24 protein-coding genes and 2 tRNA genes are annotated in these 25,574 nt (G+C 57.2%); 18 read left to right on the plus strand and 8 right to left on the minus strand.

Going from position 1 to position 25,574, the window contains the following annotated elements:
* The coding region (locus tag ABIN98_RS17575) for an ABC transporter permease (protein WP_346911877.1) at positions 1–1,138 on the plus strand (1,138 nt) is incomplete at its 5' end.
* A gap of 30 nt (positions 1,139–1,168) precedes the next feature.
* Here ABIN98_RS17575 and ABIN98_RS17580 read toward each other — a convergent pair.
* The 5 genes from ABIN98_RS17580 to ABIN98_RS17600 all read right to left on the minus strand — a co-directional run bounded on the left by ABIN98_RS17580 (position 1,169) and on the right by ABIN98_RS17600 (position 6,013).
* Entirely contained in the window at positions 1,169–1,927 is a 759-nt protein-coding gene (locus tag ABIN98_RS17580) for an SDR family oxidoreductase (protein WP_346911878.1), read from the minus strand.
* 4 nt (positions 1,928–1,931) lie between these two features.
* Positions 1,932–2,756 (minus strand): ABC transporter permease, encoded by an 825-nt coding sequence (locus ABIN98_RS17585; protein ID WP_346911879.1) that lies wholly within the window; start codon positions 2,754–2,756, stop codon positions 1,932–1,934.
* On the minus strand, positions 2,756–3,619 hold the full coding sequence (locus tag ABIN98_RS17590) for an ABC transporter permease (RefSeq protein WP_346911880.1): 864 nt from the start codon (positions 3,617–3,619) through the stop codon (positions 2,756–2,758). Before ABIN98_RS17590 ends, ABIN98_RS17585 begins: the two co-directional genes overlap by 1 nt.
* Before the next feature lie 113 nt (positions 3,620–3,732).
* On the minus strand, positions 3,733–4,890 hold the full coding sequence (locus ABIN98_RS17595; RefSeq protein WP_346911881.1) for a spermidine/putrescine ABC transporter substrate-binding protein: 1,158 nt from the start codon (positions 4,888–4,890) through the stop codon (positions 3,733–3,735).
* Between the two features lie 46 nt (positions 4,891–4,936).
* Positions 4,937–6,013, minus strand: coding sequence for an ABC transporter ATP-binding protein (locus tag ABIN98_RS17600; protein WP_346911882.1), 1,077 nt, complete (start codon positions 6,011–6,013; stop codon positions 4,937–4,939).
* A gap of 118 nt (positions 6,014–6,131) precedes the next feature.
* Between ABIN98_RS17600 and ABIN98_RS17605 the strand changes: the two genes are divergently transcribed.
* The 4 genes from ABIN98_RS17605 (at position 6,132) to minE (ending at position 9,162) form a co-directional block, all read left to right on the plus strand.
* A complete protein-coding gene (locus tag ABIN98_RS17605) occupies positions 6,132–6,992 on the plus strand; it encodes a LuxR C-terminal-related transcriptional regulator (protein ID WP_346911883.1) in 861 nt (286 codons plus the stop codon).
* Between the two features lie 226 nt (positions 6,993–7,218).
* Positions 7,219–7,992 carry a septum site-determining protein MinC gene (minC, locus tag ABIN98_RS17610; RefSeq protein ID WP_346911884.1) on the plus strand — a complete coding sequence of 258 codons (774 nt, stop codon included), beginning with the start codon at positions 7,219–7,221 and terminating at the stop codon, positions 7,990–7,992.
* A 79-nt stretch (positions 7,993–8,071) separates the two neighbouring features.
* Entirely contained in the window at positions 8,072–8,893 is an 822-nt protein-coding gene (gene minD, locus ABIN98_RS17615; RefSeq protein WP_346911885.1) for a septum site-determining protein MinD, read from the plus strand.
* Positions 8,890–9,162, plus strand: coding sequence for a cell division topological specificity factor MinE (minE, locus tag ABIN98_RS17620; protein ID WP_346911886.1), 273 nt, complete (start codon positions 8,890–8,892; stop codon positions 9,160–9,162). The genes minD and minE overlap by 4 nt, the downstream gene beginning before the upstream one ends.
* Before the next feature lie 309 nt (positions 9,163–9,471).
* Here minE and ABIN98_RS17625 read toward each other — a convergent pair.
* A tRNA-Glu gene (locus ABIN98_RS17625) sits at positions 9,472–9,547 on the minus strand.
* 123 nt (positions 9,548–9,670) lie between these two features.
* Positions 9,671–10,111: a VOC family protein gene (locus ABIN98_RS17630; RefSeq protein ID WP_346911887.1), complete on the minus strand. Its 441-nt coding sequence runs from the start codon at positions 10,109–10,111 to the stop codon at positions 9,671–9,673.
* Between the two features lie 98 nt (positions 10,112–10,209).
* Here ABIN98_RS17630 and ABIN98_RS17635 point away from each other — a divergent pair, with 98 nt between their 5' ends.
* The 13 genes from ABIN98_RS17635 (at position 10,210) to ABIN98_RS17695 (ending at position 24,007) form a co-directional block, all read left to right on the plus strand.
* Positions 10,210–10,929, plus strand: a complete 720-nt coding sequence (locus ABIN98_RS17635; RefSeq protein WP_346911888.1) for a Sir2 family NAD-dependent protein deacetylase — start codon at positions 10,210–10,212, stop codon at positions 10,927–10,929.
* Between the two features lie 153 nt (positions 10,930–11,082).
* A complete protein-coding gene (locus ABIN98_RS17640) occupies positions 11,083–11,664 on the plus strand; it encodes a cold-shock protein (protein ID WP_346911889.1) in 582 nt (193 codons plus the stop codon).
* 135 nt (positions 11,665–11,799) lie between these two features.
* Complete coding sequence (locus ABIN98_RS17645; protein ID WP_346911890.1) at positions 11,800–12,279, plus strand: DUF192 domain-containing protein; 480 nt, start codon at positions 11,800–11,802, stop codon at positions 12,277–12,279.
* A gap of 135 nt (positions 12,280–12,414) precedes the next feature.
* On the plus strand, positions 12,415–14,013 hold the full coding sequence (locus ABIN98_RS17650; RefSeq protein WP_346911891.1) for a PAS-domain containing protein: 1,599 nt from the start codon (positions 12,415–12,417) through the stop codon (positions 14,011–14,013).
* Between the two features lie 13 nt (positions 14,014–14,026).
* Complete coding sequence (locus tag ABIN98_RS17655) at positions 14,027–14,872, plus strand: response regulator (RefSeq protein WP_346911892.1); 846 nt, start codon at positions 14,027–14,029, stop codon at positions 14,870–14,872.
* A gap of 111 nt (positions 14,873–14,983) precedes the next feature.
* Positions 14,984–15,060 (plus strand) — tRNA-Pro (locus ABIN98_RS17660).
* 486 nt (positions 15,061–15,546) lie between these two features.
* Positions 15,547–16,404: a 3'(2'),5'-bisphosphate nucleotidase CysQ gene (gene cysQ / locus ABIN98_RS17665; RefSeq protein WP_346911893.1), complete on the plus strand. Its 858-nt coding sequence runs from the start codon at positions 15,547–15,549 to the stop codon at positions 16,402–16,404.
* A 63-nt stretch (positions 16,405–16,467) separates the two neighbouring features.
* Complete coding sequence (gene cysD / locus ABIN98_RS17670; protein ID WP_346911894.1) at positions 16,468–17,397, plus strand: sulfate adenylyltransferase subunit CysD; 930 nt, start codon at positions 16,468–16,470, stop codon at positions 17,395–17,397.
* Entirely contained in the window at positions 17,397–19,301 is a 1,905-nt protein-coding gene (gene cysN, locus ABIN98_RS17675; protein ID WP_346911895.1) for a sulfate adenylyltransferase subunit CysN, read from the plus strand. The genes cysD and cysN overlap by 1 nt, the downstream gene beginning before the upstream one ends.
* Before the next feature lie 62 nt (positions 19,302–19,363).
* Positions 19,364–20,518, plus strand: a complete 1,155-nt coding sequence (locus ABIN98_RS17680; protein ID WP_346911896.1) for a glycosyltransferase — start codon at positions 19,364–19,366, stop codon at positions 20,516–20,518.
* On the plus strand, positions 20,515–21,648 hold the full coding sequence (locus ABIN98_RS17685) for a glycosyltransferase family 4 protein (protein ID WP_346911897.1): 1,134 nt from the start codon (positions 20,515–20,517) through the stop codon (positions 21,646–21,648). Before ABIN98_RS17680 ends, ABIN98_RS17685 begins: the two co-directional genes overlap by 4 nt.
* Before the next feature lie 108 nt (positions 21,649–21,756).
* The gene (locus ABIN98_RS17690) at positions 21,757–23,109 is read left to right on the plus strand and encodes a hypothetical protein (protein ID WP_346911898.1); all 1,353 of its coding nucleotides are present in this window, start codon (positions 21,757–21,759) and stop codon (positions 23,107–23,109) included.
* 1 nt (position 23,110) lies between these two features.
* On the plus strand, positions 23,111–24,007 hold the full coding sequence (locus ABIN98_RS17695; protein ID WP_346911899.1) for a sulfotransferase: 897 nt from the start codon (positions 23,111–23,113) through the stop codon (positions 24,005–24,007).
* Positions 24,008–24,184: 177 nt separating this feature from the next.
* Here the strand turns inward: ABIN98_RS17695 and ABIN98_RS17700 are convergent, their stop codons facing one another.
* Positions 24,185–25,459, minus strand: coding sequence for a hypothetical protein (locus ABIN98_RS17700; RefSeq protein ID WP_346911900.1), 1,275 nt, complete (start codon positions 25,457–25,459; stop codon positions 24,185–24,187).
* Between the last annotated feature and the right edge of the window lie 115 nt (positions 25,460–25,574).

Raw genomic sequence — 25,574 nt, forward strand, 5'->3', positions numbered from 1 at the left:
CAGGAGGCGTGAGTTGCGCAAGCTTTCGAACATCCTGCGTCTCGGTATCAAGGAACTTCACAGCCTTCGGCGTGACGTGGTCTTGCTGATCTTCATCGGCTGGGCGTTCAGCCTGGGCATCTATGTTGTCGGAACGGGCTTTTCCGTCGAGTTGCACAATGCGGCGATCGCGATCGTCGACGAGGACCAGTCGCAGCTGTCCCACAGACTGAGACAGGCCTTTCTGCCCCCGGAATTCAAGACACCGGAGGTGATTCCGTTCAATCGGATCGATCCGGGGCTCGATACACGCGAATACTCTTTCGTGCTGGTCATCCCCGACGATTTCGAGAAGGACGTCCTGGCTGGGAACCAGCCGGCGATCCAAGTCAATATCGATGCGACCGCGGTCATGCAGGCCGGGATCGGCGCCAATTACATTGCCAATATCATCGCGCAGGAGCTGGAGCGGTTCGGTGCCGAACAAAGCACGAGTTCGACCACCCCGCTGAAGCTCGTGACCCGCTATGCCTTCAATCCGAACCTGACCAGTTCCTGGTTCAGCAGCGTGATGGAGATCATCAACAATGTGACCATGCTGACCGTGGTCCTCACAGGCGCGGCCTTCATTCGGGAGCGGGAACACGGCACGCTGGAACATCTGCTGGTGATGCCGGTGACACCGTTCGAGATCATGATGGCGAAGGTCTGGGCGAACGGCCTTGTCATCATCTGCGCCGTTGCCTTCGCGCTTTGGGTCATGGTTGGAAAGGTTCTGTCCGTGCCGATTGCAGGTTCCGTTCCGCTGTTCCTCTCAGGCGTCGCGCTTTATCTCTTCTTCGCTTCGGCGCTGGGCATTCTACTGGGCACGATCGCGCGTTCCATGCCCCAGTTCGGGCTGCTGTTTATTCTCATCATTCTGCCCATGATGCTGCTTTCGGGCGGACAGACACCTGTGGAAAGCCAGCCCCAGGTCCTTCAGGACGTGATGCAGTTCGTGCCTTCCACCCAGTTCGTCAGCTTTGCCCAGGCGATCCTTTACCGCGGAGCCGGGTTTGACATCGTCTGGCCGGGGTTCGCGAAAGTCACGATCGCCGGGCTGATTCTGTTCCTCCTGGCCGCCCTGCGGTTCCGCCGCAGCATTCTGACAGTCAGGTAGCGCGGAGCGGTATCGATTGGGCGAGGGGTGTCAGATCGTCTCGCCGCCGTCGACGACGATCGCCTGTCCGGTGATGTAGGAGGAGCGGTCGGAGACGAGGAACAGGATCGTTTCAGCGACTTCCTCCACGCTTGCCCAGCGGCCCATCGGGACCTTTTCGGCGATATAGGCCTCGATGGCCTCGCGGCCGCCCATCTGGCGGATGAAGGGCTCGTTGAACGGAGTGTCGACCCAACCGGGGCAAAGCGCGTTCACGCGAATATTGTACTGGGCATAGTCGGCGGCGATCTGACGGGTCATCGCGGCAACCGCATGCTTCGAGGTCGTGTAGGCGATCATTTCCCGGTCGTAGAAAATGCCGGACGAGGACGAGGTGTTCAGGATCACACCCTTTTTCTGAGCCCGCATGATCGGGGCGACAAGGCGCGCGGCAATGAAATGCGCGCGCACGTTCACGTCCCAAGACTTGTCGAAGCCTTCGATGGCGACACCTTCCAGCGTGCCTTCCACCTGTACGCCGGCATGATTGTGAAGAATATCGATCCGGCCAAAACGTCCCTGTACATCGGCCACCAGGGCGGCCATGGCCTGGTCGTTTGTCACGTCGACGGCGGCGGCTTCCCCCGAACCGCCGGCAGCCTCGATCCGGTCGACGGTTTCCTGCGCCCGCTCCGGGTTCAGGTCGACGACGGCGACATGGGCACCTTCGCGGGCCATGATCATCGCTCCGCCCTGGCCGATGCCGGATCCGGCACCGGTCACGATCGCAACCCGGTCTTTGAGTATCATTCGGTCAGTTCCTTGAAGATTTGCCTTTTTGCCGGCCGAGGAGGGCCTGGGCGGAGAAAACGGCGATCAGCGAGACGCACAGGACGATGGTCGCCACAGCGTTGATTTCCGGTGTGACGCCGCGCCGGATGGAGGAGAAGACGTAGATTGGCAGCGTGGTCTTGGTGCCCGCGACGAAGAAGGCGATGATGAAGTCGTCGAAGGAGAAGGTGAAGGCGAGCAGGAAACCCGCCACAATCGCCGGCAGGATCTGCGGCAGCACGACCGAGCGGAAGGTGGTGAACGGCGTGGCATAAAGATCGCTCGAGGCTTCCACCAGGTCCCGGCCGAGGCTGGAAAGCCGGGCCCGAACGATCATGGTCACAAGGGCCATGGAAAACAGCGTATGGGCGGCGATGATCGAGCCGTAGCCGAGGCTGAGCCGGAACGGACGTTCGCCCTCCGGCGACAACGAAGCGAGCAGCGGGTTGATCACGTCGAACACGGCGACCAGCGCCACCAGGGTGGCGATCCCGATGACGACGCCCGGAACGACGATTGCGGCCGCCAGGAGCATGTCGAACACCATGCGGGCCTGTCTGCCGAGGCGGGGCATTCCCAGGGCCGCGGCGGTGCCGAACACGGCGGCCAGAAGGGCGCTGGTGGTCGCGACGATCAGGCTGTTTTGCAGCGCGCCGATCAGGAACGGATTGGCGAGCGCCTTGCCGTACCACTGCACGGAAAATCCGGTGATCTCGCTGGCATGCCGTCCGGCATTGAACGAGAACAGCACGATGAGCGCGATCGGCGCATAGAGAAAGACGAAAACGGCGGTGGCGAAGGCGCGCATCAGACGAGTTCCGATTGCCGGGCGCCGGAGAGGCGGTTGGTGAGGGCCGAGGTCGCCATCATGATCAGGACGACCAGTGCGACCAGCGAGACGGCAATGGCCGAGCCGTAGGGCCAGTTGCGCGACTGCAGGAACAGGTCGACGAGTGCATTGCCGAGGAAAAAGACCTTGCCGCCGCCGAGAAGGGCAGGGATCAGGAATTCACCCATCAGCAGGATGGTGACCACGGAGAAGCCCGCGAAGACGCCGGGAAGCGACAGGGGCAGGGTGACGTCGAAGAAGGTCGACACCGGCCGGGCGCCGAGATCGGCGGAGGCCTCCAGCAGCCGTGTGTCGAGTTTTTCCAGGCCAACATAGATCGGCAGGATCATCAGCGGCAGATAGCCGTAGACGATCCCGAGCAGCACGGTTCCCGGCGTATTCAGCAGGATATGGTCGCCGAAGCCGAGCCACTCGATCAGGGCTGGAAGGCCGCGGCCGCCGAGGATGTACATCCAGGCGTAGGTGCGCATCAGGAGCGACGTCCAGAACGGCACAACCACCAGCGCCAGGAGCAGCATGCGGCGTTTTTCCTGGACCTTGATCGCCAGGTAATAGGCAAAGGGATAGGCGACCGCGAGGCAGGCCAGCGCCCCGACCGGCGCCATGATCAGCGTGTTCCAGTAGGCCTTGGCGCGCGCCGGCAGGTTCAGATACTGGTCGAGGGTGAAGGCTGCGGTATAGCCGCCGGCCGGTCCGCGCTCGCCGACGCTGAACACCAGAATGGCGATGAACGGCAGAACCAGAAAGGCGACAAGCCAGATGGCCGCCGGGGCCAGCAGGAGCCCGGTCACGAGGCTTTTCTTGGAGTTTTGCTTCGCCATGATCGAATTGCCGGTCGTGAATAGTGCGTGGCGTGGAGTTGCGGATCGGTGCGCCCCCTCCCGCCGGTGGGAAGTCGGGAGAGGGCAAGTCTGGCTTCAGGTGCGGCCTGTGATCAGGCCGACTTGAAGCGAGCCATCAGCTCGGCGCGGTTCGGGTCGGTCAGCGTTGCAGCGGCACCGAATTCAAGCGGCGTGAGCAGCTCTTTCGCCGGATAGACGATCGGATTGTCCAGGATTTCCTTCGGCAGCAGCGGGCTGACGCGGCTGTCGGTGGACGGATAGCCGTGGGCGATGACTTCCTTGGCGTTGATCTCCGGGGTCTCCAGGTAGTTGATCAGCGCGTAGGCGGCTGCCTTGTTGGCAGCTTCCTTGGGGATCGCGTAGAAGTCGGTCCAGATCTCGCCGCCTTCCTTGCCGAGCACGTATTCCATTTCCGGCAGGTCGCGGTTCAGCTGGGTGCCGTCGCCGGTCCAGCACATGGACATCCAGGCGTCGCCGTTGCGCAGCGGCGGCTGGTAGTCGGAGTTGATGGCGTAGAGATGGGGCTTGGCATCGATCAGCAGTTTTTCGGCATCCGCAAGTTCCTTGGGATCGACGGAATTGAACGAATAGCCGAAGTATTTCAGGGCATTGCCGATGGTGGTCAGCTGATAGTCATGGACCATCACACGACCGGAGCCCTTGTCCATGGTGACGTCCCAGAATTCCTTCCAGGAGGTCATGCCCTTGGGCAGTTTGTCCGTGTTGACGACGAAGCCGGTGGTGCCCCAGTTCTTCGGCACCGCATAGACCGTGCCGTCGACGGTGCCTTCATGGGTGAAGCGCTGGTCATTGGTGGCAGCCTCGTATTTGGGCAGCATAGAGAGATCGAGCGGATCGATCAGGCCCAGTTCGGCGTAAGTGGAAATGGTGTAGTTGGTGGGCACGAACAGGTCCCAGCCCGATCCGCCGGCCTGGAGTTTGGCGAGCATTTCCTCGTTGGAGCCGAAGACATTCACTTCCACAGCGCAACCGGTCATTTCGGTGAAGGCCGCGAAATTGGCCGGATCATGGTAGTTCGGCCAGGTCGCCAGGGAGACCTTCTCGCCGAGATCGCCGGCAAAGGCCCGGCCGACGCCGAAGCCGGTTTCACGGGCCATGACGGCCGTGGCGAGGCCGAGGCCGGTGACACCGAGGAAGTGACGGCGGCTTACCGAACCGCGCTTCCAGCGCATCAGTTCATGTACAAATTCCTCAGGCCGGATCGGCCGGTTATCATCCTGTTTCGACATCGATACTACCTCTGGTTCTGTTTGATAGGCCCAGTCTTGTTGCTGGTTAGGATGGGAAAGCGATGGCGGTTCCGGCCTCGAAACCGATGGACACGTTGGCGCCCGCGGCATGGACAGCGCTGGCGGCAGGCACCTGCGCCAGAATTCTGCCGAGGCCGGGAACGTCGATGGCGTAATCGGCACTGGGGCCGAGGAAAATGCGGTTGTGAACCGTTCCGGTCGCGTTGGACTGGGACGCGGCGAGGGTGATGGATTCCGGCCTGACACAGACCGTGGCCTTCGAGCCGATGGCAAGACCTTCCCGGGCCCTGGCGCTGGTCATCGTGCCGTTGTCGAGCCGGACCTCGGCGATCCCGTCGCTTAAGCCTGCGACTTCGCCGGAAAGCATGTTGGTCTTGCCGACGAAATCGGCGACGAACAGCGATGCGGGGTCATTGTAGACATCTCCCGGTTCGCCAAGCTGGGCGATCCGGCCTTCGTTCATCACACAGACGAGATCGCTCATGGACAGGGCTTCTTCCTGGTCGTGGGTAACGAGCAGGAAGGTGATGCCCAGATCCCGCTGCAGGGACTGCAGCTCGATCTGCATCGCGGTGCGCAGCTTCTTGTCGAGTGCGGCGAGCGGCTCATCAAGGAGGAGAACCTGGGGCCGGTTGACGAGGGCGCGGGCAAGGGCGACGCGCTGCTGCTGACCGCCGGAGAGTTCATGCGGCCGGCGTTCGGCCAGGTGGCCAAGCTGAACCATCTCCAGCGCTTCGCCGACGCGGGTACGGATTTCGTCCCGGGGCAGGCGCGGGCGCTGCTGCTTCAGGCCATAGGCGACGTTGGTTTCGACCGTCATGTGGGGGAACAGGGCGTAGTGCTGGAACACCATGTTGACCGGACGGCGATAGGGCGGTTCTCCGGCCATGTCGCGGCCGCCAACCAGGACGTTTCCGCTGGTCGGCATCTCGAAACCGCCGATCATGCGCAGGCTTGTGGTCTTGCCGCAGCCGGAGGGGCCCAACAGGGCGACGAAGCTGCCTTTGGGGACGGAGAGATCCATCTCGTGCACGGCAACAAAATCACCGAAGAGCTTGCTAACGTTGCAGAATTCGATATCGGGACTTTGGATGGAACTCACCGAGTGCTCCACTGCTGCATGTCAATTAGGCATGCAAAAAAACTAGCATCGGTCGAATTTAATATATATACCCCTCAAGTGGTATTTTGGTAAAAAAATTAGTTTGAGGTGGTAGTTCATGGTTGTGTCGCGGGATCGCACCAAGCCGATGGCCGCTTTGGCGGCTGCGATCGACGCGGCCCGGGAAGAGGCGGAAAGCCCCGGCTGCGGCCGTTTCGGGCCGGCTCTTCTCGCGTGGCTTTCCCAGATTACCCATTTCGATCATTCGGTGACCTTCGCCTACCGCGGCATCGCGCGGCCACCCTGCCTGTTCGAAACGTTCAATCCCGCGGAAAGTCATATTTTTGTGGCGCTGTACCAGGAAGGGCCTTACCGCCTCGATCCGTTTTACCAGACGGCGGTGGAACGGCGCGCCGGATTCTGGCGGATGCGCGAACTGGCGCCCGACCGGTTTTATGCCAGCGAATATTTCCGCACCTATTATGAAAAGACGGGGCTTGCCGAAGAGGTCGGCTTCTTCGTCCCGCTGGAAAGCGGGGTGACGGTCGTCGTGTCGCTGATGCGACTGGACAAGTCCAAGGCGTTCAGCGCGGTGCAGATCCGTGCCTTGCGGGAACTGTCGCCGGTCGTTCTCTCACTCGTCAGGCTTGCGTGGGGAAATATCGCCGTCGACGACCCGTCGAACGGGCAGGGAGTGAACGGTGATCATACGCAATCGGAGCCGGACAATCCCTCCCAGATTTCCGCGTTGCTGACGACGGACGAGGACGGCAACCCTCTGCTGACACCCCGGGAAATCGAAGTTGTCGACCTTGTCCTGAAGGGCCATTCATCGGATTCGATTGCGGCCCTGCTGGGCATGACGCCCGGTACGGTCAAGGTGCACCGGCGCAACATCTACCGCAAACTGCACATCCGCTCCCAGGCGGAACTCTTCGCCTGGTTCGTCGCCAATTCCGGGATGGCAAAAGGCGAGTAGCGGCACAGGGGCCCGGAGGCTTTTGCCGCACTTCGCTTTCTCGCTGGAACTGGCCGGGTTGTTCGGGTTCAAGATCGATGTTCTTTTTTTGTTCCATATCCTTTTTTGTGGTAATAGCAGTGGAAAACGACGCTCTGCCCAATTGCCGGAGCCTGGGAATGCTACCTCTTATGTGAACAGAAGCCGACTGCTTCGCCATCAGCCATGAAAGTGCCGCGAGCCCCTAATGAAGTTCAAGGGTAAGTCCTTTATCGCCATAGTCCTGACGCCGGAGACGCCCGCCGATGCGTGGTTCGGGGAACTCGACCGGATCATCTCGCGCTCACCGGGGTTCTTCATAGACCGGCCGATCATTCTGGATGTGCGCGGCAAGAAGATACCGATCGAGGATCTGGAAGTGATTCTGGCGGGCCTGGGGGAGAGGTCCATCCGGGTCATGGGGATCGACGGTATTGCCGGAACCCGCCTGAAGCCTGGTATGCCGCCAAGCTTTGCCGGAGGCCGTCTGGCAACCGATATCGAGGTGCCGGATCAGGAAGGAGCCGTAGCACCGGAAAAGACCGAAACCAAAGCGCTTTCCGGATCGAAAAAATCCCAGCCGGAGGCCAATGACCGGAAAAAGCCGGCGAATGGCACTTTCCAGAAGGCCGTAACCGGTGTGGCAGCCGACGGTCAGTCGATTGTCATCACAGAACCTGTCCGCTCGGGCCAGAGCGTGGTCCATCCAACGGGAGACGTTACCGTCGTGGGCTCGGTGGCATCGGGGGCCGAGGTCATCGCAGGCGGTTCGATCCACATCTACGGTGCCTTGCGGGGCCGCGCCCTAGCCGGGGTGTCCGGGAACGAGCGGGCGCGAATCTTCTGTTCGAAGCTGGAAGCGGAACTGGTGTCCATCAACGGGCTTTACACCATTGCGGACGACTTTGCCGATCATGTTGTGAACAAGCCGGCTCAGATCCGTTTCGACGAGGAGAGGCTGATTTTCGAATCTCTGAATTAGGCAGAGACCTGATCAGAGACGTTGCAAGCCGAGTGTTCCCTGGCCAGACCGGGAAAATCGGAAAACAGGAAAGCACACTATGAATAACGCCACAGTCATCGTGGTCACATCGGGCAAGGGGGGCGTCGGCAAAACAACGTCGACCGCAGCCATTGCCTCGGCGCTGGCCAAGCAGGGATACAAGGTTTGCGCGGTGGATTTCGATGTCGGTCTGCGCAACCTGGATCTGATCATGGGCGCGGAACGCCGGGTGGTTTTCGATCTGGTCAACGTGGTACGCGGTGAAGCCTCGATCAAACAGGCTCTGGTGCGCGACAAGAAACTGGAAAACCTCTACCTGTTGCCGGCTTCCCAGACCCGCGACAAGGACGCACTGACCGACGAAGGCGTAGCCAGTGTCATCAACGAGCTGAAGATGTATTTCGACTGGATCGTCTGTGACAGCCCGGCGGGCATCGAGCGCGGTGCGACCCTTGCCATGCGCTATGCGGACGAGGCGATCATCGTGTCCAATCCGGAAGTCTCTTCCGTGCGCGACTGCGACCGGATCATCGGCCTGCTGGACGCCAAGACGGTCTTGGCGGAACAAGGCGAACGCATGCCCAAGCATCTGCTCATCACCCGCTATGATGTGGAGCGTGCCAGGCTGGGCGACATGCTGGCGGTCGAGGACGTGGTCGACATTCTGTCCGTACCGTTGATTGGCGTTATTCCGGAAAGCAGAGATGTACTGAAAGCCTCCAACGTCGGCCTTCCGGTCACCCTGTCCGACGAGACTTCCCCGGCCTCCAGGGCTTATACGGAAGCCACCCAGCGGCTTTTGGGCGAAGACATTCCGATCACCATTCCCACCGAGAAGAAGGGCTTGTTCGGCAAGTTCTTCAAGGGGAGGGCGGCATGAATATCATGAGTTTCTTCGGCAAGCGGGGCGACACAGCCTCGGTTGCCAAGAACCGACTGCAGATTCTGCTTGCCCATGAGCGCAGCGGAAATTCGACCGAAGACGCCCGGCTGATTTCCTCCCTGCGCGAAGACATATTGGCCGTGGTCGCCAAGCATATTTCCATCGATCCAAACGCCGTGCGCCTGGAAATGGACCGCTCAGGCGACATCACGACTCTCGGTATCGACATCGAACTTCCGGACGGAGCGACCAGGAAGTCTGCCTGATGGCCGTGCCGGACAGGGGCCCAACCCTCAATTCTGTGCCCGACCCCCAATTCTGTGATGGTGCGCAAGCGCCCTCACAGATATTGGAAAACATGGGCCTTCGGATGCGATCCGGATGAGCGATGTCCGCAAGCGTGCCGATCAGAAACAGTAGGCCCAATCGGGCCTCATGATCGCAAAGTGCAGTCGAAACGACCTGGTCCGGAAATGATGATCCAAGGAAAGCGATCGGATGAAATCGTTCAGACGGGTTCGCTGCCAAACGCCAGCGCTTACTCGTCTCATAGTCGATCATTTCAGGGAGAAAGTTGGCACGCCCAACGGGACTCGAACCCGTGTTTCCGCCGTGAAAGGGCGGCGTCCTAGACCGCTAGACGATGGGCGCGCGGACGACGTCGTTGCGTCGTGGGGAGGCTTATAGGCAGTATTGTCTCACGCCGCAAGAGCAAATTGTCATGAAATTCACAGGCCCGCATGCGCGGGCCCGTGAGGGCGCAAAAAGCGGTTCCTACCACTCGCCGGTATTGGGCATGGAGGCCCAGGGTTCGGCGATTTCAAGGGAATCGCCCTTCTGCAGCAGCTCGAAGGAAATGTTGTCCGGCGAGCGGATGAAAGCCATGCGGCCGTCGCGCGGCGGGCGGTTGATGATCACACCCTTTTCCTGAAGGCTGGCGCAATAGTCGTAGATATTGTCGACCTCATAGGCGAGATGGCCGAAATTGCGCCCGCCGGAATATTCCTCCGGATCCCAGTTGTAGGTGAGCTCCAGCAGCGGCGCCTTCACTTCCGTGCCGCTTTGGACGTCTTCTGAGGCGGCCAGAAAGATCAGGGTGAAGCGGCCGGCCTCGTGGTCCAAGCGGCGGACTTCGGTCATGCCCATCTTGTTGCAGTAGAAATCCAGCGATTCATCGATATCGCGGACGCGGACCATGGTGTGCAGGTAGCGCATTGCGTGTCCTTGTAGATAATAAGGTATTGGAGTGATGATCAGAACGTATGGCCACTATGACAGAAATCAATGATCTTGCCACCGCACGAGACCGGATAATGCGTTTTTTAGGCCCGGACGCGGGGCGGATCGTGGTGCTGACGGGTGCCGGGATTTCGACGGAGTCCGGCATTCCCGATTTTCGTTCGCCGGGCGGGCTCTGGTCGAAGATGCAGCCGATCGAGTACCAGGATTTCGTGAGCCATGAAGAAAGCCGCCTGGAGGACTGGAACCGGCGGTTCCAGATGGCCGAGATCTTTCACAAGGCGGAGCCGAACGCCGCGCACAGGGCGCTGGCCGGGCTGGCTAGAGGCGGCCGGCTTTCGCTTCTGATAACCCAGAACGTGGACGGGTTGCATCAGCGCTCCGGTGTGCCGGAGGACCTGCTCGTCGAGTTGCACGGCAACAGCACCTATGCCTCCTGCCTCGACTGTGGCCGGCGCGCGGAGCTGGAGGATCAGCGGGCGGTGGTCGAAGCGGGCGACAGCCCGGTTTGCGGGGCCTGCGGCGGATTGCTCAAGGCGGCAGTGGTCAGCTTCGGTCAGATGATGCCGGAAGACGCCCTGGTTCAAGCCGCGGAGGCTGCCCGCAAGGCGGATGTTTTTGTGGTCATTGGATCGTCGCTGGTGGTGCATCCGGCCGCCCAGTTGCCGGTGCTCGCAGCCCAGGCCGGTGCCGAACTCGTCATCATCAACAGGGAACCGACCCTGATCGACCCTCTGGCGGCGGCCTGCATCCGCACTCCGATTGCCGAGAGTTTTGTGGATTTTGCGCCATAGCCGGCCAATAAATGCAAATGCCTTGTGGTTAGTTTCACAATCCCCCTTTCCGGATCGAAGTCGAATGTTATCCTTTTGTTAGGAATCAGCCGGTGCGTGAGTCGCAATTCCGTTCCGGCTGGGTGATGCGGACCAAAGACGGGACAGTAGGCTATGGGGGGCAAAACCGCTCGGGATGCCCGCGCAATCGAAGCGCTGACGGATGATGTTGCCGTCGACGTAATCGAGATTGCAGGCACGATCAAATGGTTTGATGTTGCCAAGGGGTATGGGTTTATCGTTCCGGATTCGGGCGAGGCTGATATCCTCTTGCATGTGACCTGTCTCAGGCGCGACGGCTACCAGACGGCCTATGAGGGCGCCCGGGTGGTCTGCGAGGTCATGGACCGGCCACGGGGACTGCAGGCCTTCCGGATCTTGTCCATGGACGAATCCACCGCCTTGCATCCGTCCCAACTTCCGCCTTCGCGCACCCATGTTCAGGTTGTTCCGGAAAGCGGTTTCGAAAAGGCGACCGTGAAGTGGTTCAACCGGGTCAAGGGCTTTGGCTTCCTGACCCAGGGCGAGGGCACAGAGGATATTTTCATTCACATGGAAACCCTGCGCCGCTTTGGTATCGCCGAGCTGCGTCCGGGACAGGATGTGTTGGTGCGCTTCGGCAACGGACCGAAAGGCCGTATGGCCGCTGAAATCCGGCCGGTGGGAACCGGAACTCATATTCCAGCTTCGCACTAGTTTTCGGGTTTAGTAATTTCCCGCACGAGTAGGTCGGACGACACAGTCCGGCCTTTTTTGTTGGCGTTTAATCGCAGGCAGGACCTGCTGAACATGTGCCGGCCCTATTCAGTCACATCACATGGAGCCCCGTTCATGCTGCGTCTGCCTTTTCCAAACCTGCGTTTCCTGTTTGCGGCCATTGTTCTGTCGGCCGGGCTTTCCAACCCTGCGCTGGCTGCCGACGAGGAGATGCCGCTTCCGACCGAGACCCTGACGGTCACCACGGAAAAAGGCCCGCAGCAGTTCACCGTGGAAGTTGCCGCGACAGACGCGCAAAAGGCGAAAGGCCTGATGTTCCGGGAAAGAATGGCGCTCAACGAGGGCATGCTGTTTCTGTTCCAGGCCGCAGGGGATCGCTATTTCTGGATGAAGAACACGCCCTTGTCGCTGGATATCATTTTCATCGGCGATACGGGACGGATCATCCATATCGCGGAAGGAACGACGCCTTTTTCGGAAAAGACCATTTCGTCGCGAGGGCCGGCGCGATACGTGCTGGAGTTGCTCGCCGGCACGTCGCGACGGCTCGGGATCAAGCCGGGTGATCAGGTTGACTCAAGGTCCATCAACTAACGTTTGATCGGAATAACACGATTGGGTGCAGCCTTTTCCTGAACAGGATCACGCGCCCTCGGCAATTTTGCGTAGGAAATTCTAAATACATTTGTTCGAAAGTAGTGAAATGTACTTGGCGTGTGGTGCGGGACAATGAGCACACATTTCATCCGTGAAGGCTCTGACGATAGCGCGCTACTCGGGTGCCTGATGGAAACCATGCATCAGGGGATCACGGTTATCGACTCCGACCTGAATATGGTACTGCTCAATGCGGCCGCACGGCGGCTTTTAAATTTTCCTGACGATGCCATTAGCGACAACGCGACCCTGGAAGACCTGATCCGGTTCAATGCCGAACGGGGGGACTACGGTCCCGGCGACCCGGAGGAACAGGTCCATCAGCGACTGGAGCGGGCGAGACGGTTTGAGCCGCATGACTTCGAGCGTGTCCGGCCGGACGGCACGATCCTGCGTGTCCAGGGGACACCGACCGCCGATGGCGGTTTCGTCACGATCTACACCGACGTCACCCACGAGCGCACCCAGGAACGGGAGCTGCACGATGTGCGGGCGCATCTGGAAGAGCGGCTCGATGACCGCACACGCGAACTCCAGGACAGTCGTGATCTGCTTCTCAACGCAATCAACGCGGTGACGGACGGAATGGGCATTTCCGATCCGCAGGGACGGGTGATGCTTGCCAACGAGCGCATGCGGCAGATCTATCCGGGGGTCGACGAGCGCATCAAGGAGGGAATTTATGTTCCCGAACTTCTGAAGCTTATCTTTCCGGATGAACCCGAGATACCGTTCGAGGAGCTGATAAACCGGACCGGGCCTTCCCAGGAAAAGCGGTTTCCCGATGGCAAGTGGTACCGGATCGACCGTACCCGGACACCGGATGGCGGCATTATTTCCGTCTATGCTGACATCACCGAATACAAACAGCAGCAGGCCACGCTGATGGGGCAGGCCCACGAACTGGTCAAGCTGCTCAATCAGGAAAAGCAGCTCAGCGAATTGCAGCGGGACTTCGTCTCCATGGCATCGCACGAGTTCCGTACGCCGCTCGCCATTATAGACAGCAACGCGCAACGGCTGATCCGCCGCTCCGACAAGCTTGAGCAGTCTGCCGTTCTGGAACGTGGACAGCGCATTCGGGATGCGGTCGGCCGGATGCAGTATCTGATCAACCGGTTTTTGAATTTCACCCGCTCGCAGGCGGGGGGGATGGAGATCGACAGCCGCGATCAGCCTCTGAAAGACACCATCAGCGAGTGTTGCCGCCGTTTTCAGGACAGCTGTTCAAGCCACCGGATCGTCCTCGATCCGGGCAACCTGCCGGAGACCTTGCGCTTCGACCGGAAACTGCTTGAGCTTTGTATCGACAACCTTCTGTCCAACGCGGTGAAATATTCGCCCGATGCGGACGAGATCCGGGTGGCCGGTCACACAGACGGGACGTGGGCGGCGATCAGCGTTGAAGATGACGGATTGGGAATTCCGGAAACGGAACACCGGAAGGTGTTCGACCGATACTTCCGGGCTTCCACATCCAGCGGCATTGCCGGTACCGGGATCGGTCTCAACATGATTTCGATGATTATGGACAAGCACCGCGGGAAGGTCGACCTGGAAAGCCGGGTAGGCGAGGGAACCCGTGTGACGCTCCGCCTGCCGGTCGCGCAGGATGACGCCGGGGAGCGGTCCGAAAGGACGTCTCCGCGGCGGCGGGCTGTGTCTGCCTGAAGGAGAGAAGACCATGGCAGCCAAGGCAACTATTCTGTGTGTTGAGGATGAAGGGTTCCTACGGGAAGACCTTCGTGAAGAACTGGAGGAAGCCGGTTACGACGTCCTGACGGCGCCCGACGGCCAGGTTGCCATTGAGCGGATCGGCGAAAAAAGGCCGGACCTGATCCTGTGTGACGTGATGATGCCGGACATGGACGGCCCGGCGTTTCTCTCCTATGTCCGCTCCGCCATGCCCGCCCTGAACGATGTGCCGCTCATCTTCCTCACCGCCAGGGGCATGCGCGAAGACATCGTCGCCGGCAAGCAGATGGGCGCGGACGATTATCTGACCAAGCCGGTCGACTACGATCTGCTGCTAGCCACCGTCGAAGCCCATCTCAGGCAGGTTTCCCGGGTCGAGGGGCTCAACCGTATCCGGCTGCAGCAGATCTATGAAGAGGTCAAGCGCCTGCGCGGCTCGAAGGAGCCGTTGACGATTTCCATCGTCACCGGAAACACGAAGGTGATCGCACCGATCCGCGGCGCGCTCCTGGAACTGGGCTGCAAGGTGCGGACCGTGCCCGAGGCCAACCTGGAACATGGTGGGGCGCTGTTCGATGACGACAGCATCACGATCCTGACCTACAGCGAGGCGGTGAGCCGATATCTGACCGGACAGGCAGGGATCGCAGGCACAGGGACGTCGAGGCGGGTGCTCCTGGCGCCTCCGAGCATGAGTGAGACCCGCAAGGAGAGCCTGATGGAAACCGGCCTGGATGATTTCATCGACTATCCCTACAAGCCGGTGGACATTTTCAAGGTCGTCATGAACCGGCTGCAGGAGGTCAGGCTGCCAAACGCGAAGGCGGCGGGTTGATTTGCGCTCCCCAATCACCCAAATGCGATATCCACCGGCGCGCGGTCTCGCCCCTTGCGTCCTAGCTGCGATCGCGTATAAATCAGCACCTGTTCGCAGTCGCGACACGATCGGGGTATAGCGCAGCCTGGTAGCGCATCTGGTTTGGGACCAGAGGGTCGCAAGTTCGAATCTTGCTGCCCCGACCATTTTTCAAGCAGTTAGATGATTTCAAAGAACGATGCGCTTCGTATTCCTACGACATCGCCCCTCGCCGCGCCGGCGACGCGGCCGAATGCTACGCCACACCCAAAGGGCAGTGCAGGTCCTCGGCTGGGGCGCGCAGAAGGGCCTGGCGCCATGTGCCTGGATACCTGGAACTGGGTTGCAAGAACCCGCGGGGGTATGTGGGGGATCGGCGAGGCTGATCGATGATTTTTCCCGGAGAATGTACCTTGTTCGATCCGAGTTGGCGGTGAATGAGTTAAGGTGATTTCCCAACGTATTCAATTGTATGGCATTTTTTCAAATCTACACACGCGTTAATCAAAACGCTCGATTTATGATCATAAAGCTCTTTCGCAGTTGCACAATATGAGGAAGTTTTTATTATTCTGTTGTAAATAGATTGTTAGCCATTTTCGAGCAAGCGGCGATTGCTTGTCAGCTTACTTTTATCGGTTGGAGCCATGTTTATGACATCTGATCTATCTACTCTGCCTGAAGCCCGCCTGTTATCGTTAGCCATTACCGCTGGTGCCAAGATTCTTGAGATTTATGCCGAGCCGTTTGAATCGGCGGAAAAGTCTGACGGATCTCCTGTGACGGCTGCGGATGCGGCGGCGGAAGCGGTCATTCTGGCGGGTCTGGAACGGCTTTTCCCCGGTATTCCGGTCGTTGCCGAAGAGGCGGTCGAGGCGGGGAGCCTTCCCGCTGTTTCGGGGCGATATTTCCTGGTTGATCCTCTGGATGGAACGCGGGAGTTTTTGAAGCGCAACGGCGAGTTCACGGTCAACATCGCGCTGATTGAAAACGGTGTTCCGGTTTTCGGCGTCGTTCTGGCGCCCGCTCTCGATGAACTCTACTGGGGCGGTGCCCTGCCTGCGGATCTGGCCGCTGGGGAAACGTCGGTTTCGGGCGCCTTCTCCGGCAAGGTGTCGGGGGACCGGATTACGGATGTGGCGCCGATAACGGTTCGCAGCCGGCCGGCCGGCGGCCTGTCGGTTCTGGCGAGCCGATCGCATCTGTCGGAAGAAACCGCCGCGCTGATCGACCGGCTTGATGTCGTGGAGCGTCTGTCGGTTGGCTCCAGCCTGAAACTTTGCTGGGTGGCAGCGGGCAAGGCCGACCTTTATCCGCGGTTGTCTCCCACCATGCAGTGGGACATTGCCGCCGGAGATGCGGTTCTCAGGGCTGCCGGTGGCCATGTGCTTGAAGCGGACAGCCTGAAGCCGCTCGCCTATTCGGTGCCTGCGGGTGCTGAAAAGAGCGACCTTCTCAATCCGCATTTTATCGCCTTGAGCGACCCGGATCTGCTGGCGGCCCTTGCCTGATCCGGACACGGAAAGACACCGCCGGAGTTTACGTCCGGCCTGACATTTGAGGTTTTGACACTCATGAACGTGACAGCAAACGGCCTGACCGCGCAGCGCTTGAGCAACTTGCGCCGGCTGGAGGCGGAAAGCATTCACATTATCCGCGAGGTTGCGGCGGAATTCCGCAACCCGGTGATGCTTTATTCCATCGGCAAGGATTCCGGTGTGATGCTGCATCTGGCGATGAAGGCGTTTTATCCGTCCAAACCGCCGTTTCCGCTGCTCCATGTGGACACGACGTGGAAGTTCCGGGACATGATCACCTTCCGCGACGAAACCGCGAAGCGGCTCGGTCTGGACCTGATCGTCTATTCCAATCCGGAGGGGTTGGCGCAGGGGATCAATCCCTTCGAGCACGGCTCTTCGGCCTATACCCACGTGATGAAGACGGAAGCTTTGAAGCAGGCGCTGACGAAGTACGGCTTCGATGCGGCCTTCGGCGGTGCGCGCCGGGACGAGGAAAAGTCCCGTGCCAAGGAACGGGTGTTCTCGTTCCGCAATTCCAGCCACGGCTGGGATCCGAAGAACCAGCGGCCGGAACTGTGGAACATCTACAATTCCCGCGTGGCAAAAGGCGAAAGCATCCGCGCGTTTCCGCTCTCCAACTGGACCGAGCTCGATATCTGGCAGTACATCCTGACCGAGGACATCCCGATGGTGCCGCTCTACAAGGCGGCGACCCGTCCCGTGGTGGAACGCGACGGCATGCTGATCATGGTCGATGACGAGCGCATGCCGCTGCTGGCGGGCGAGGTGGTTCAGGAAAAGATGGTGCGGTTCCGCACGCTCGGCTGCTATCCGCTGACCGGCGCCATTGAATCGGATGCCGATACCCTGCCGGCCATCGTCAAGGAAATGCTGATCGCCCGGACCTCGGAACGGTCCGGCCGCCTGATCGACCATGACGACGCCGCTTCCATGGAAAAGAAAAAGCGCGAGGGCTACTTCTGATGTCGATGAGCGAACAGATCCTGGCCTCCGAAGAGGCCGTCACCGACTATATCCTCGCCCAGGAAGACAAGGACCAGCTGCGGTTCCTGACCTGCGGCTCGGTGGATGACGGCAAGTCGACCCTGATCGGCCGGCTTCTCTATGACACCAAGCTGATCTTCGAGGATCAGCTTGCGGCGCTCGAACGGGATTCCAAGAAACACGGCACGGTCGGCGAGGAGATCGATCTGGCGCTGCTGGTCGACGGTCTGGAGGCCGAGCGCGAGCAGGGGATCACGATCGACGTGGCCTACCGGTTCTTTGCGACCGACAAGCGCAAGTTCATCGTCGCCGACACGCCGGGCCACGAGCAATATACCCGTAACATGGCAACCGGTGCCTCCACCGCAGATCTGGCGGTGCTTCTGGTCGATGCGCGCAACGGCCTGATGGTGCAGACCCGCAGGCATGCCTTCATCGCCTCGCTTCTGGGCATTCGTCATGTGGTGCTTGCGGTCAACAAGATCGACCTGGTCGACTATTCCGAAGCGCGGTTTGAGGAAATCCGGGCCGAATTCGAAACCTTTGCCAACGGCTTCGATTTCGAAACCTTCGTCGCGATTCCCATGTCGGCGCGCTTTGGCGACAATGTCACCGCCAGAAGCGAGCGCATGGGCTGGTACGACGGTCCGACCCTTCTGGAGCATCTGGAAGGCGTCGATGTGGGCGAGCATGTGCTGGAGGCGCCGTTCCGCTTCCCCGTCCAGTGGGTGAACCGTCCGAACCTGGATTTCCGCGGCTATTCGGGCACGATTGCCAGCGGCCGGGTTGCCGTCGGCGACAGTGTCGTCGTGGCAGGGCCGGGCAAGGCCTCGAAGGTCGCCAGGATCATCGCGCCCGAAGGGGACGTGAACGCCGCGCGCGCCGAAGAGGCCGTGACCATCACGCTTGAGGACGAGATCGACATCTCCCGCGGGGATCAGTTGTGCGCTCCGGAGGCCCGTCCCGACGTGGCCGACCAGATGGCGGCTCACCTGATCTGGATGGCGGACGACGCCATGTTGCCGGGCCGGTCTTACCTGATGAAGATCGGGACGAAGACGGTGACGGCGACGGTGACGGAGATCAAGCACAAGATCAACGTCAACTCCTTCGAGCATGCGGCGGCCAAGAAGCTGGATCTCAACGAGATCGCCTTCTGCAATCTGGCCCTGAGCCAGGCGGTCGCCTTCGATCCTTACGAGGCGAACCGGTCGACCGGCTCCTTCATCCTGATCGACCGCATGACCAACGCGACGGTGGGGGCCGGCATGGTGTGGTTCGCGCTTCGGCGTGCGACCAACATCCACTGGCAGGCGCTCGAGGTGGACAAGGCCGCCCGCGCGGAGAGCCTCGGCCAGAAGCCGGCGGTCCTGTGGTTCACCGGGCTGTCCGGTTCCGGCAAGTCGACCATCGCCTCCATCGTGGAAAAGAAGCTCCACGCAGAAGGCAAGCAGACCTACACGCTCGACGGCGACAACATCCGCCACGGGCTGAACCGGGACCTGGGCTTTACCGACGCGGACCGGGTGGAAAACATCCGCCGGGTGGGCGAGGTGGCGCGGCTGTTCGCCGACGCGGGTCTGATCACGCTGGTGTCGTTCATCTCGCCGTTCCGCTCCGAGCGCCGCATGGCGCGGGACCTGCTGGAGGAAGGCGAGTTCTTCGAGGTCTTCGTGGATACGCCGATCGAGGAGTGCAAGAAGCGCGACCCGAAGGGTCTCTACAAGAGGGCGGAAGCCGGCGAGATCAAGAACTTCACCGGCATCGACAGCCCCTATGAGGCGCCCGAACACGCCGAGATCCACCTGCGCAACGTCAACCGGGACCCGGAAGACGTCGCCGACGAGGTCATCGCATTCCTGAAGGAAAAGGGTGTCGTATAGGTGTTATTTGCATGCACATAGATTACATTCCGTAATCTTCCTGCATTAGTTTGGATATTTCGATGGCGAAAATTCTTGTCGTTGGTAAGTATTATTATCCTTTCCAGGGTGGTATTGAGGATAATACGAAAAGTGTCTGCGAAACACTGGCTAAAAAACACGATGTCACAGTACTTGTATTTAACCATGAAGCAGGCGAACGCGAAGAGCATATCAATGGCGTGAGAGTGATTCGGAAAAAAGTTTTAGCGAATCTTAAAAGTCAGCCGGTGGCACCGCGATTGTTTTCCGGCATTTCTATCGATGACTATGACGCGATACATTTTCATTCGCCGAATCCCTTTGCAAATGCGCTATTTTTATGGAAATGGGGATTTAGCAAGCGGCCTCCAGTTATTGTCACGCATCACATGGATATTTATGGCCGCAAGTTTTTGAGAAATTTGGCGATACCATTTTTACATTTACTGGTTAAAAACGCCAAGACAACAATCATAACTTCGAAGAAAAATCTGACCATTTCCGCTGATTTACCGAATAGCGGAAACTACACGGTCATCCCACTCAGCATCGATCCAGACGATTTTGTTATCGATGAGAGCATTCGCAAGTCCGTCATGAACCGGAGAAAAGCGCTTTATGGCGATGCAAAGGTGATCGGATTTCTTGGGCGTCATGCCCGGTACAAAGGTTTGACCGAGCTTGTTGAAGCCATTTCCGGGCTTCCCGATATCCATTTACTCATCGCCGGAGACGGGCCGCTTAGACAGAATATAGAAACGAGAGTTAGGGAACTCGGCTTGACCGATCGGGTGCATTTCCTGGGTCGTGTCAGCCACGAGGAAAAACTGGAGTTGTTCGCGAGTATTGATGCTTTCGTGTTTCCATCCACAGAAATCACGGAAGCCTTCGGCATCTCTCAAATCGAGGCAATGTTCTGCAAAACTCCAGTGGTTTCCAGCAATTTACCGACTGGCGTAACCGATGTCGCAATAGACGGAAGAACCGCAATTCTGGCCGAACCGGGCGATGTCGAGAGCCTGCGGGAAAAAATAAGGATCGTTATTGAGGACGCGGATCTCTCGGCGCGTTTGCGACAGGCGGGTCATGAGCACGTCGCTGCCAATATGATACACGAAGTCACGGGCGAGCATGTTTTTAATATGTTTGACGCCGTCATTTCTGGAGAAACCATAAAGGGAATTCAGAAACAATGAAATCCGTGCTCTTCGTGAATCACACAGGCCAGAAAGGCGGCGCCGAACTCTTTTTGGTCGATCTGATCAATCATGCCCCCACGAACTGGGCGGCCTGTTTTTTGAGCCCTGGTCCGGCTGTTGATTCCATTTCGAAGGATCATGAATGTTTCGTATTGCCGGCCGAGAGCGACCTTCTCTCTATTAAGCGCGAATCATCTTTTTTGTTACAGTTTCTGGCGCTTTTCAGCCTGATTAAACTCTCGTGGAACCTTAGTAGAGTTTGCAGCAAGTACGATGTGATTTGCGCCAATTCCCAGAAATCTTTGTTTGTCGCAGGACTTGCTTCCTTTTTTAGTCGTAAGCCGTTGGTCTGGATACTTCACGATATTATCACTGATCCGGCCTTCAGTCGTTTGAACCGGAAGGCAATTATCGCCTTTACTTACCTGTTCTGCAGCAAGGTATTAGCCAACTCGCAAGCCTCGAAGGAGGCCTTTATAGCCAGTGGGGGACAGGAGAAAAAAGCCGGTATCATATACAACGGTTTTTATGTCGGAGAGGAAGAAGAGGACCGAGCGCTTACGAAAACATTATGTCCGGGGAAGGTTGCGACGGTCGGGCTCTTTAGCCGAATCAGTCATTGGAAAGGCCAGCACGTCCTGTTGGCGGCCTTGTCGCAGCTAAAAGACGTGAATGCGATAATTGTCGGTGCGCCGCTTTTTGGAGAAGAGGCCTACGCCGAAGAGCTTCGAGATATGGTCGACAAGCTGCAGCTGAATGACCGTGTCCAGTTTCTGGGCTTTCGCAATGATGTAAAAGAACTGATGAAATCCGTTGATATAGTGGTTCATACCTCGATCGCGGCGGAGCCCTTTGGACGTGTCGTCGTGGAAGGAATGATATCGGGTACACCCGTAGTCGCCACAAAAGGCGGCGGCGTGACCGAGATAATCCGGGAAGGTGAAACTGGGATTCTCGTGCCACCCAATGAACCGGATGCTCTGGCATCGGCAATTCAAACGCTGTTGAACAACCCGGATCTTTATGGACGACTTAGCCGAAACGGTCTTCAGGAAGCACGCGACACCTACTCAATTAATAATACCTTGCATTCTTTCCAAAACGTTTTGGACACATTGGAGAACTAAAGACCTGGTCGATCAGTGGGAGGCCGTTTGGACCGACGCGCCGCCTAGGACCTCACTTAATAACCTGCCTCTTGGTCTTTAGGTATTCCGGTTTGGTGGCTCACAAATATGCTTGCAAAAATATGGCGAATATCGAGAAAGAACCCCCGCCTCCTCAACCTTTTTGAGGGCATAGCTTCAAAGGCAATTGGGGCGGTGATGTGGTTCGGCTTCACGATTGTTATCAGCCGGAATCTCGACATTTTGGAAACAGGTTATTTCTTTTACGCCCTTTCTATTTTCCTCTTCATACCGCAAGTGACAAATGCCGGATATCCGCCGCTATTGCTGCGCTACGGGTCCGAAATGCTTCACATGCAGGACTTTCGTGGGGCTTCGAGACTGCTACGCCGCTCGATCACTGTGACTATCATCTGCTCGCTCTTGGCGTCGGTGGCGTTCATTGCGAGCTCAAGATGGGGTTTGACCGACCTCTACACTGACAATGATTTGTTTATTGCCTGCTTTGTCATTGGATCTTTGCTTTTTTCGCTGCAGGCCTTGTTCAGGAACGCTGAGATCGCTTTCGATAGAATTCGCGATTCCAATCTGAATTTCTACGTGTTTAGAGGACTATTTTCGCTCGTCTTCAGCTATATAGCGCTGCAGACTTGGAGGAGTGACCTGGTCGTCGCGATGTTGGCAATATGCAGCGCGATGTTATTGATTGTACTTCGAGATTTTTACGTATTACGAGATTTCATCTTCAAACGGAGACCAGCGTCATCTGCCACAAATGAGGCCATTTGGCCCAAGCCAACCCTGACTTGGATCTCTGAATGCGGTTCGGCTCTGATTATCAAGGGCGACGCGCTTTTCGTATCCTTCTTTTTGGGGATTGAGGCTGTCGCAAGTTACTTCATCGCGCAACGTATTGCCGTCTTTGCCGAGTTTTTCATCGACGGGTTACGGTCCTATGTTGCGCCCCGGCTATCGAAGGCGTTTTATAGTGGCGGCAGTGTTACCGAGCGCAACCGAACCATTTCAGAGGTTGCAGTCGTTTATTTCCTGGCGTCGTTTGTTTGCGTCGTTCCGCTACTAATTGCAGCGCCGTATTTGCTACAGCTTTTCGGTGGTCATGCCGAAGACGCGCTTTTATCCTGTTACATCTTGATCCTTGGGCGATTGCTGGTGGCGTCTTTCGGTCCGACCATCTTCATTTTGGACTATGCCAACCTTCGGATTTATCGAAGCTATATCACGCTCTTTTTCCTAATCCTGACACCCTTCGTCTATTGGCTGTCGACATCGGTTCTCGGGTTTGTCGGGGCCGCGACCGCTTATTCGTTCATCATAGTCGTTAATGGACTTGTACGGGCGCTCGTGAGCTGGCGAAAATTGGCGATCTGGCCAGGTGTGACGCCACAGGGTGCTATAAACGAAGCCAAGGGTCTTCTGAAGATGAAGCAGAAGGGAATTTGATTTGAATCCAGAAAAATTCGTACTCGTTACAGGTTGTCCGAGGTCCGGAACGACGGTCGTTGGCGAATTACTATCGCTGGCGTTGAACAGTTACTATCTGTACGAACCGATGAACGCCCTTTCCGGCGATACGATTTTCAAGAACTATTTCGCTATTCCAGGAGATGAGACTTTTCCTGAGCCTGTTGCGCGAGATTTCCTGAATCGAATGCAAAAGTTGAACCTTCGTCTTCAGTCCGGTCTGTGGCCGCATGAAAAAGGTTGGATCCGTTTCAGAAAACAACTGATTGGCGGGCGCTCGCGGGTGTCGCTTCGGCTGTGCAAACTGCATCCCTTTTTGAAGACGGTTATATGGAAAGATCCCTTCGCCTTCTTCGCTATTCCTTTCATTTTGGAACATACGGATTTTCCCGTGGTGATTACCCATCGCCCGATTGAGGGAATCGCAGCTAGTTTTAAACGGTTTGGATGGGGGTTCGATCTGCGCGACCTGGTGAAGCGGATGAATGATCCATCCCTTCCCAAAATTCCGGCGGATCTTGATCTGTCGAATTCCGTCGTCAACGCGGCCGTGCTTTGGTGCATCATGGATGCCAAGGCGCAGGAGTATCAAAAATCCGGAAGGGTCAAGATTATCGAGATCGATGACTTGATCGCCGATCCGCTCGCATCGACGGAAGGCCTGTACCAGCACTGTGGCTTGCCGCTAACCGACAAGCTGCATAGGAAGGTCGAGGCGCGCTATTCGAAAGATACCGACGATAAAGTTCCAACACACAACACAGCGCATGTGCGCAAGCGCAACATCAAAGCCGTGAATTCCTATTGGAAGAAAGTGCTGGACGACGATGAACTGGCGGCAATCGAACGGGTGAAAGGGATGTTCCAGGAAATCTAGTCAGTGTTTTTTCCTGGGGCACTCCCTAATTTCAAACAAATAGACGTGAAAATTGACAAGATTTTTTTATGAAGAAACAAGAGAAACTTTTAAGTTTGGAGAGCCTGCGTGGAATTGCAGCTGTATCAGTTGTATTTTTTCATTTTAACGCAGGCAGCATATTCAATGGCGTTTTTTTCAATTCGACTCGGATACGGAAAGTCGACTAACCGGTTTCGATATACTATTCTTTGTGAAACTACTAGACCTCAGGCACCAGCAAAATCCTGTAGTTAGTATTATGAAATTCGTATAAGTATACATGTAAATAAGGGATACCAACGATAGGAATCCTAAAAATATTGACCACTTGCTTCCTTTTGTAAAGCCAACGAATACGGACCATAGAAAGAATAGGAATACCGTTAAGCAGTACAGGTATCCGAAGTCTCCGTAACGCATTTTGAACCAAGCCCAGGAATAATGCGCAAAGGATCTTTCGTAATCATAGCGATGTGTTAGTTGTACGGCGTATTCGGCCCCATGGCCGAATCCAAAGGATGATACGAAAATTCCCTGCTGTTGCTGCTGACTGACAATCGCACGGTATTCTGCATCCCGTTCGCCAGTCGAAGCGTCGTTGCTGTACTCGTTCGATGAAAATGCTGATGCCAGTCGGCGGGCCGTTTTTGAATCCTCCGGGATTATATTGATGAATATCGCTCCGGCTGCGATGACAACCGTCGCTACCGCCAGGAACAAAATAATATTCTTCCAAAAATATTTGAGCATGATCATGGAAAAGCCGAGAGCAAGAAACAGCATCTTGGTCCGGTTGAAGTCGTCGGCCCAAAATGCCAGGAGCACAAATCCCATCAGCAAGGTTGGGATATGAAGCTTTTTTTCCGAAAAGAGCTTGGCGAAAAACAGGCTGAAGAAAATTTCTGGTAGTGGATCTCCAGGGGCGGGCCGGGTGGGCAATCCCGCGAGCATCCCAACCGTTCCCAAGACCGCGATGATCAACAGGACCACGAACATGAAATTCATGATCCGTTCGATTTCCATCTTTTGAGCGGATTTGAACTCATCCTGCAGGCGAATGACGTTTAGTGCAATGACGATCAACGGGACGGTGTCATTGAAAATTTTAAATAGCTTATTGTCGTTGATCAGACCGACGATGACACCATGGACGCATAGTATTAGGAAAGTACCGGAAATGATTAGTGAGAAAGCCTTGATATATTTCAGGCGAGCAAACTGAATTGAAGTTGCTACGTAATCAAGGGCAATAAATGAATAAAGGATGTATTGATAGGTTTGACTGGTCTTATACCACCACATTCCCATGCCAAGCTCGAAAACGAGCTTGACTATAAATTGAGCTAAAATAAAATAAAATAAAATTCGGAAGCTAAAAAATTTAAAATAAGGGAGAATATCAATTTTTTTTAAAAAATACTTCTGTTTCACAGATGTGCGCCCAATTGTTCCGCTCATTTTATAGACAGGGTGATTTTTGCATAAGAAAGCATAATGTCTTCCAAAGGCCGTGTCTATTGGCGTGCGCTGTTAGAAACCGGAAACA

This window comes from uncultured Roseibium sp. (genome assembly GCF_963675095.2).
In the GTDB taxonomy this organism is placed as follows: Bacteria; Pseudomonadota; Alphaproteobacteria; order Rhizobiales; family Stappiaceae; genus Roseibium.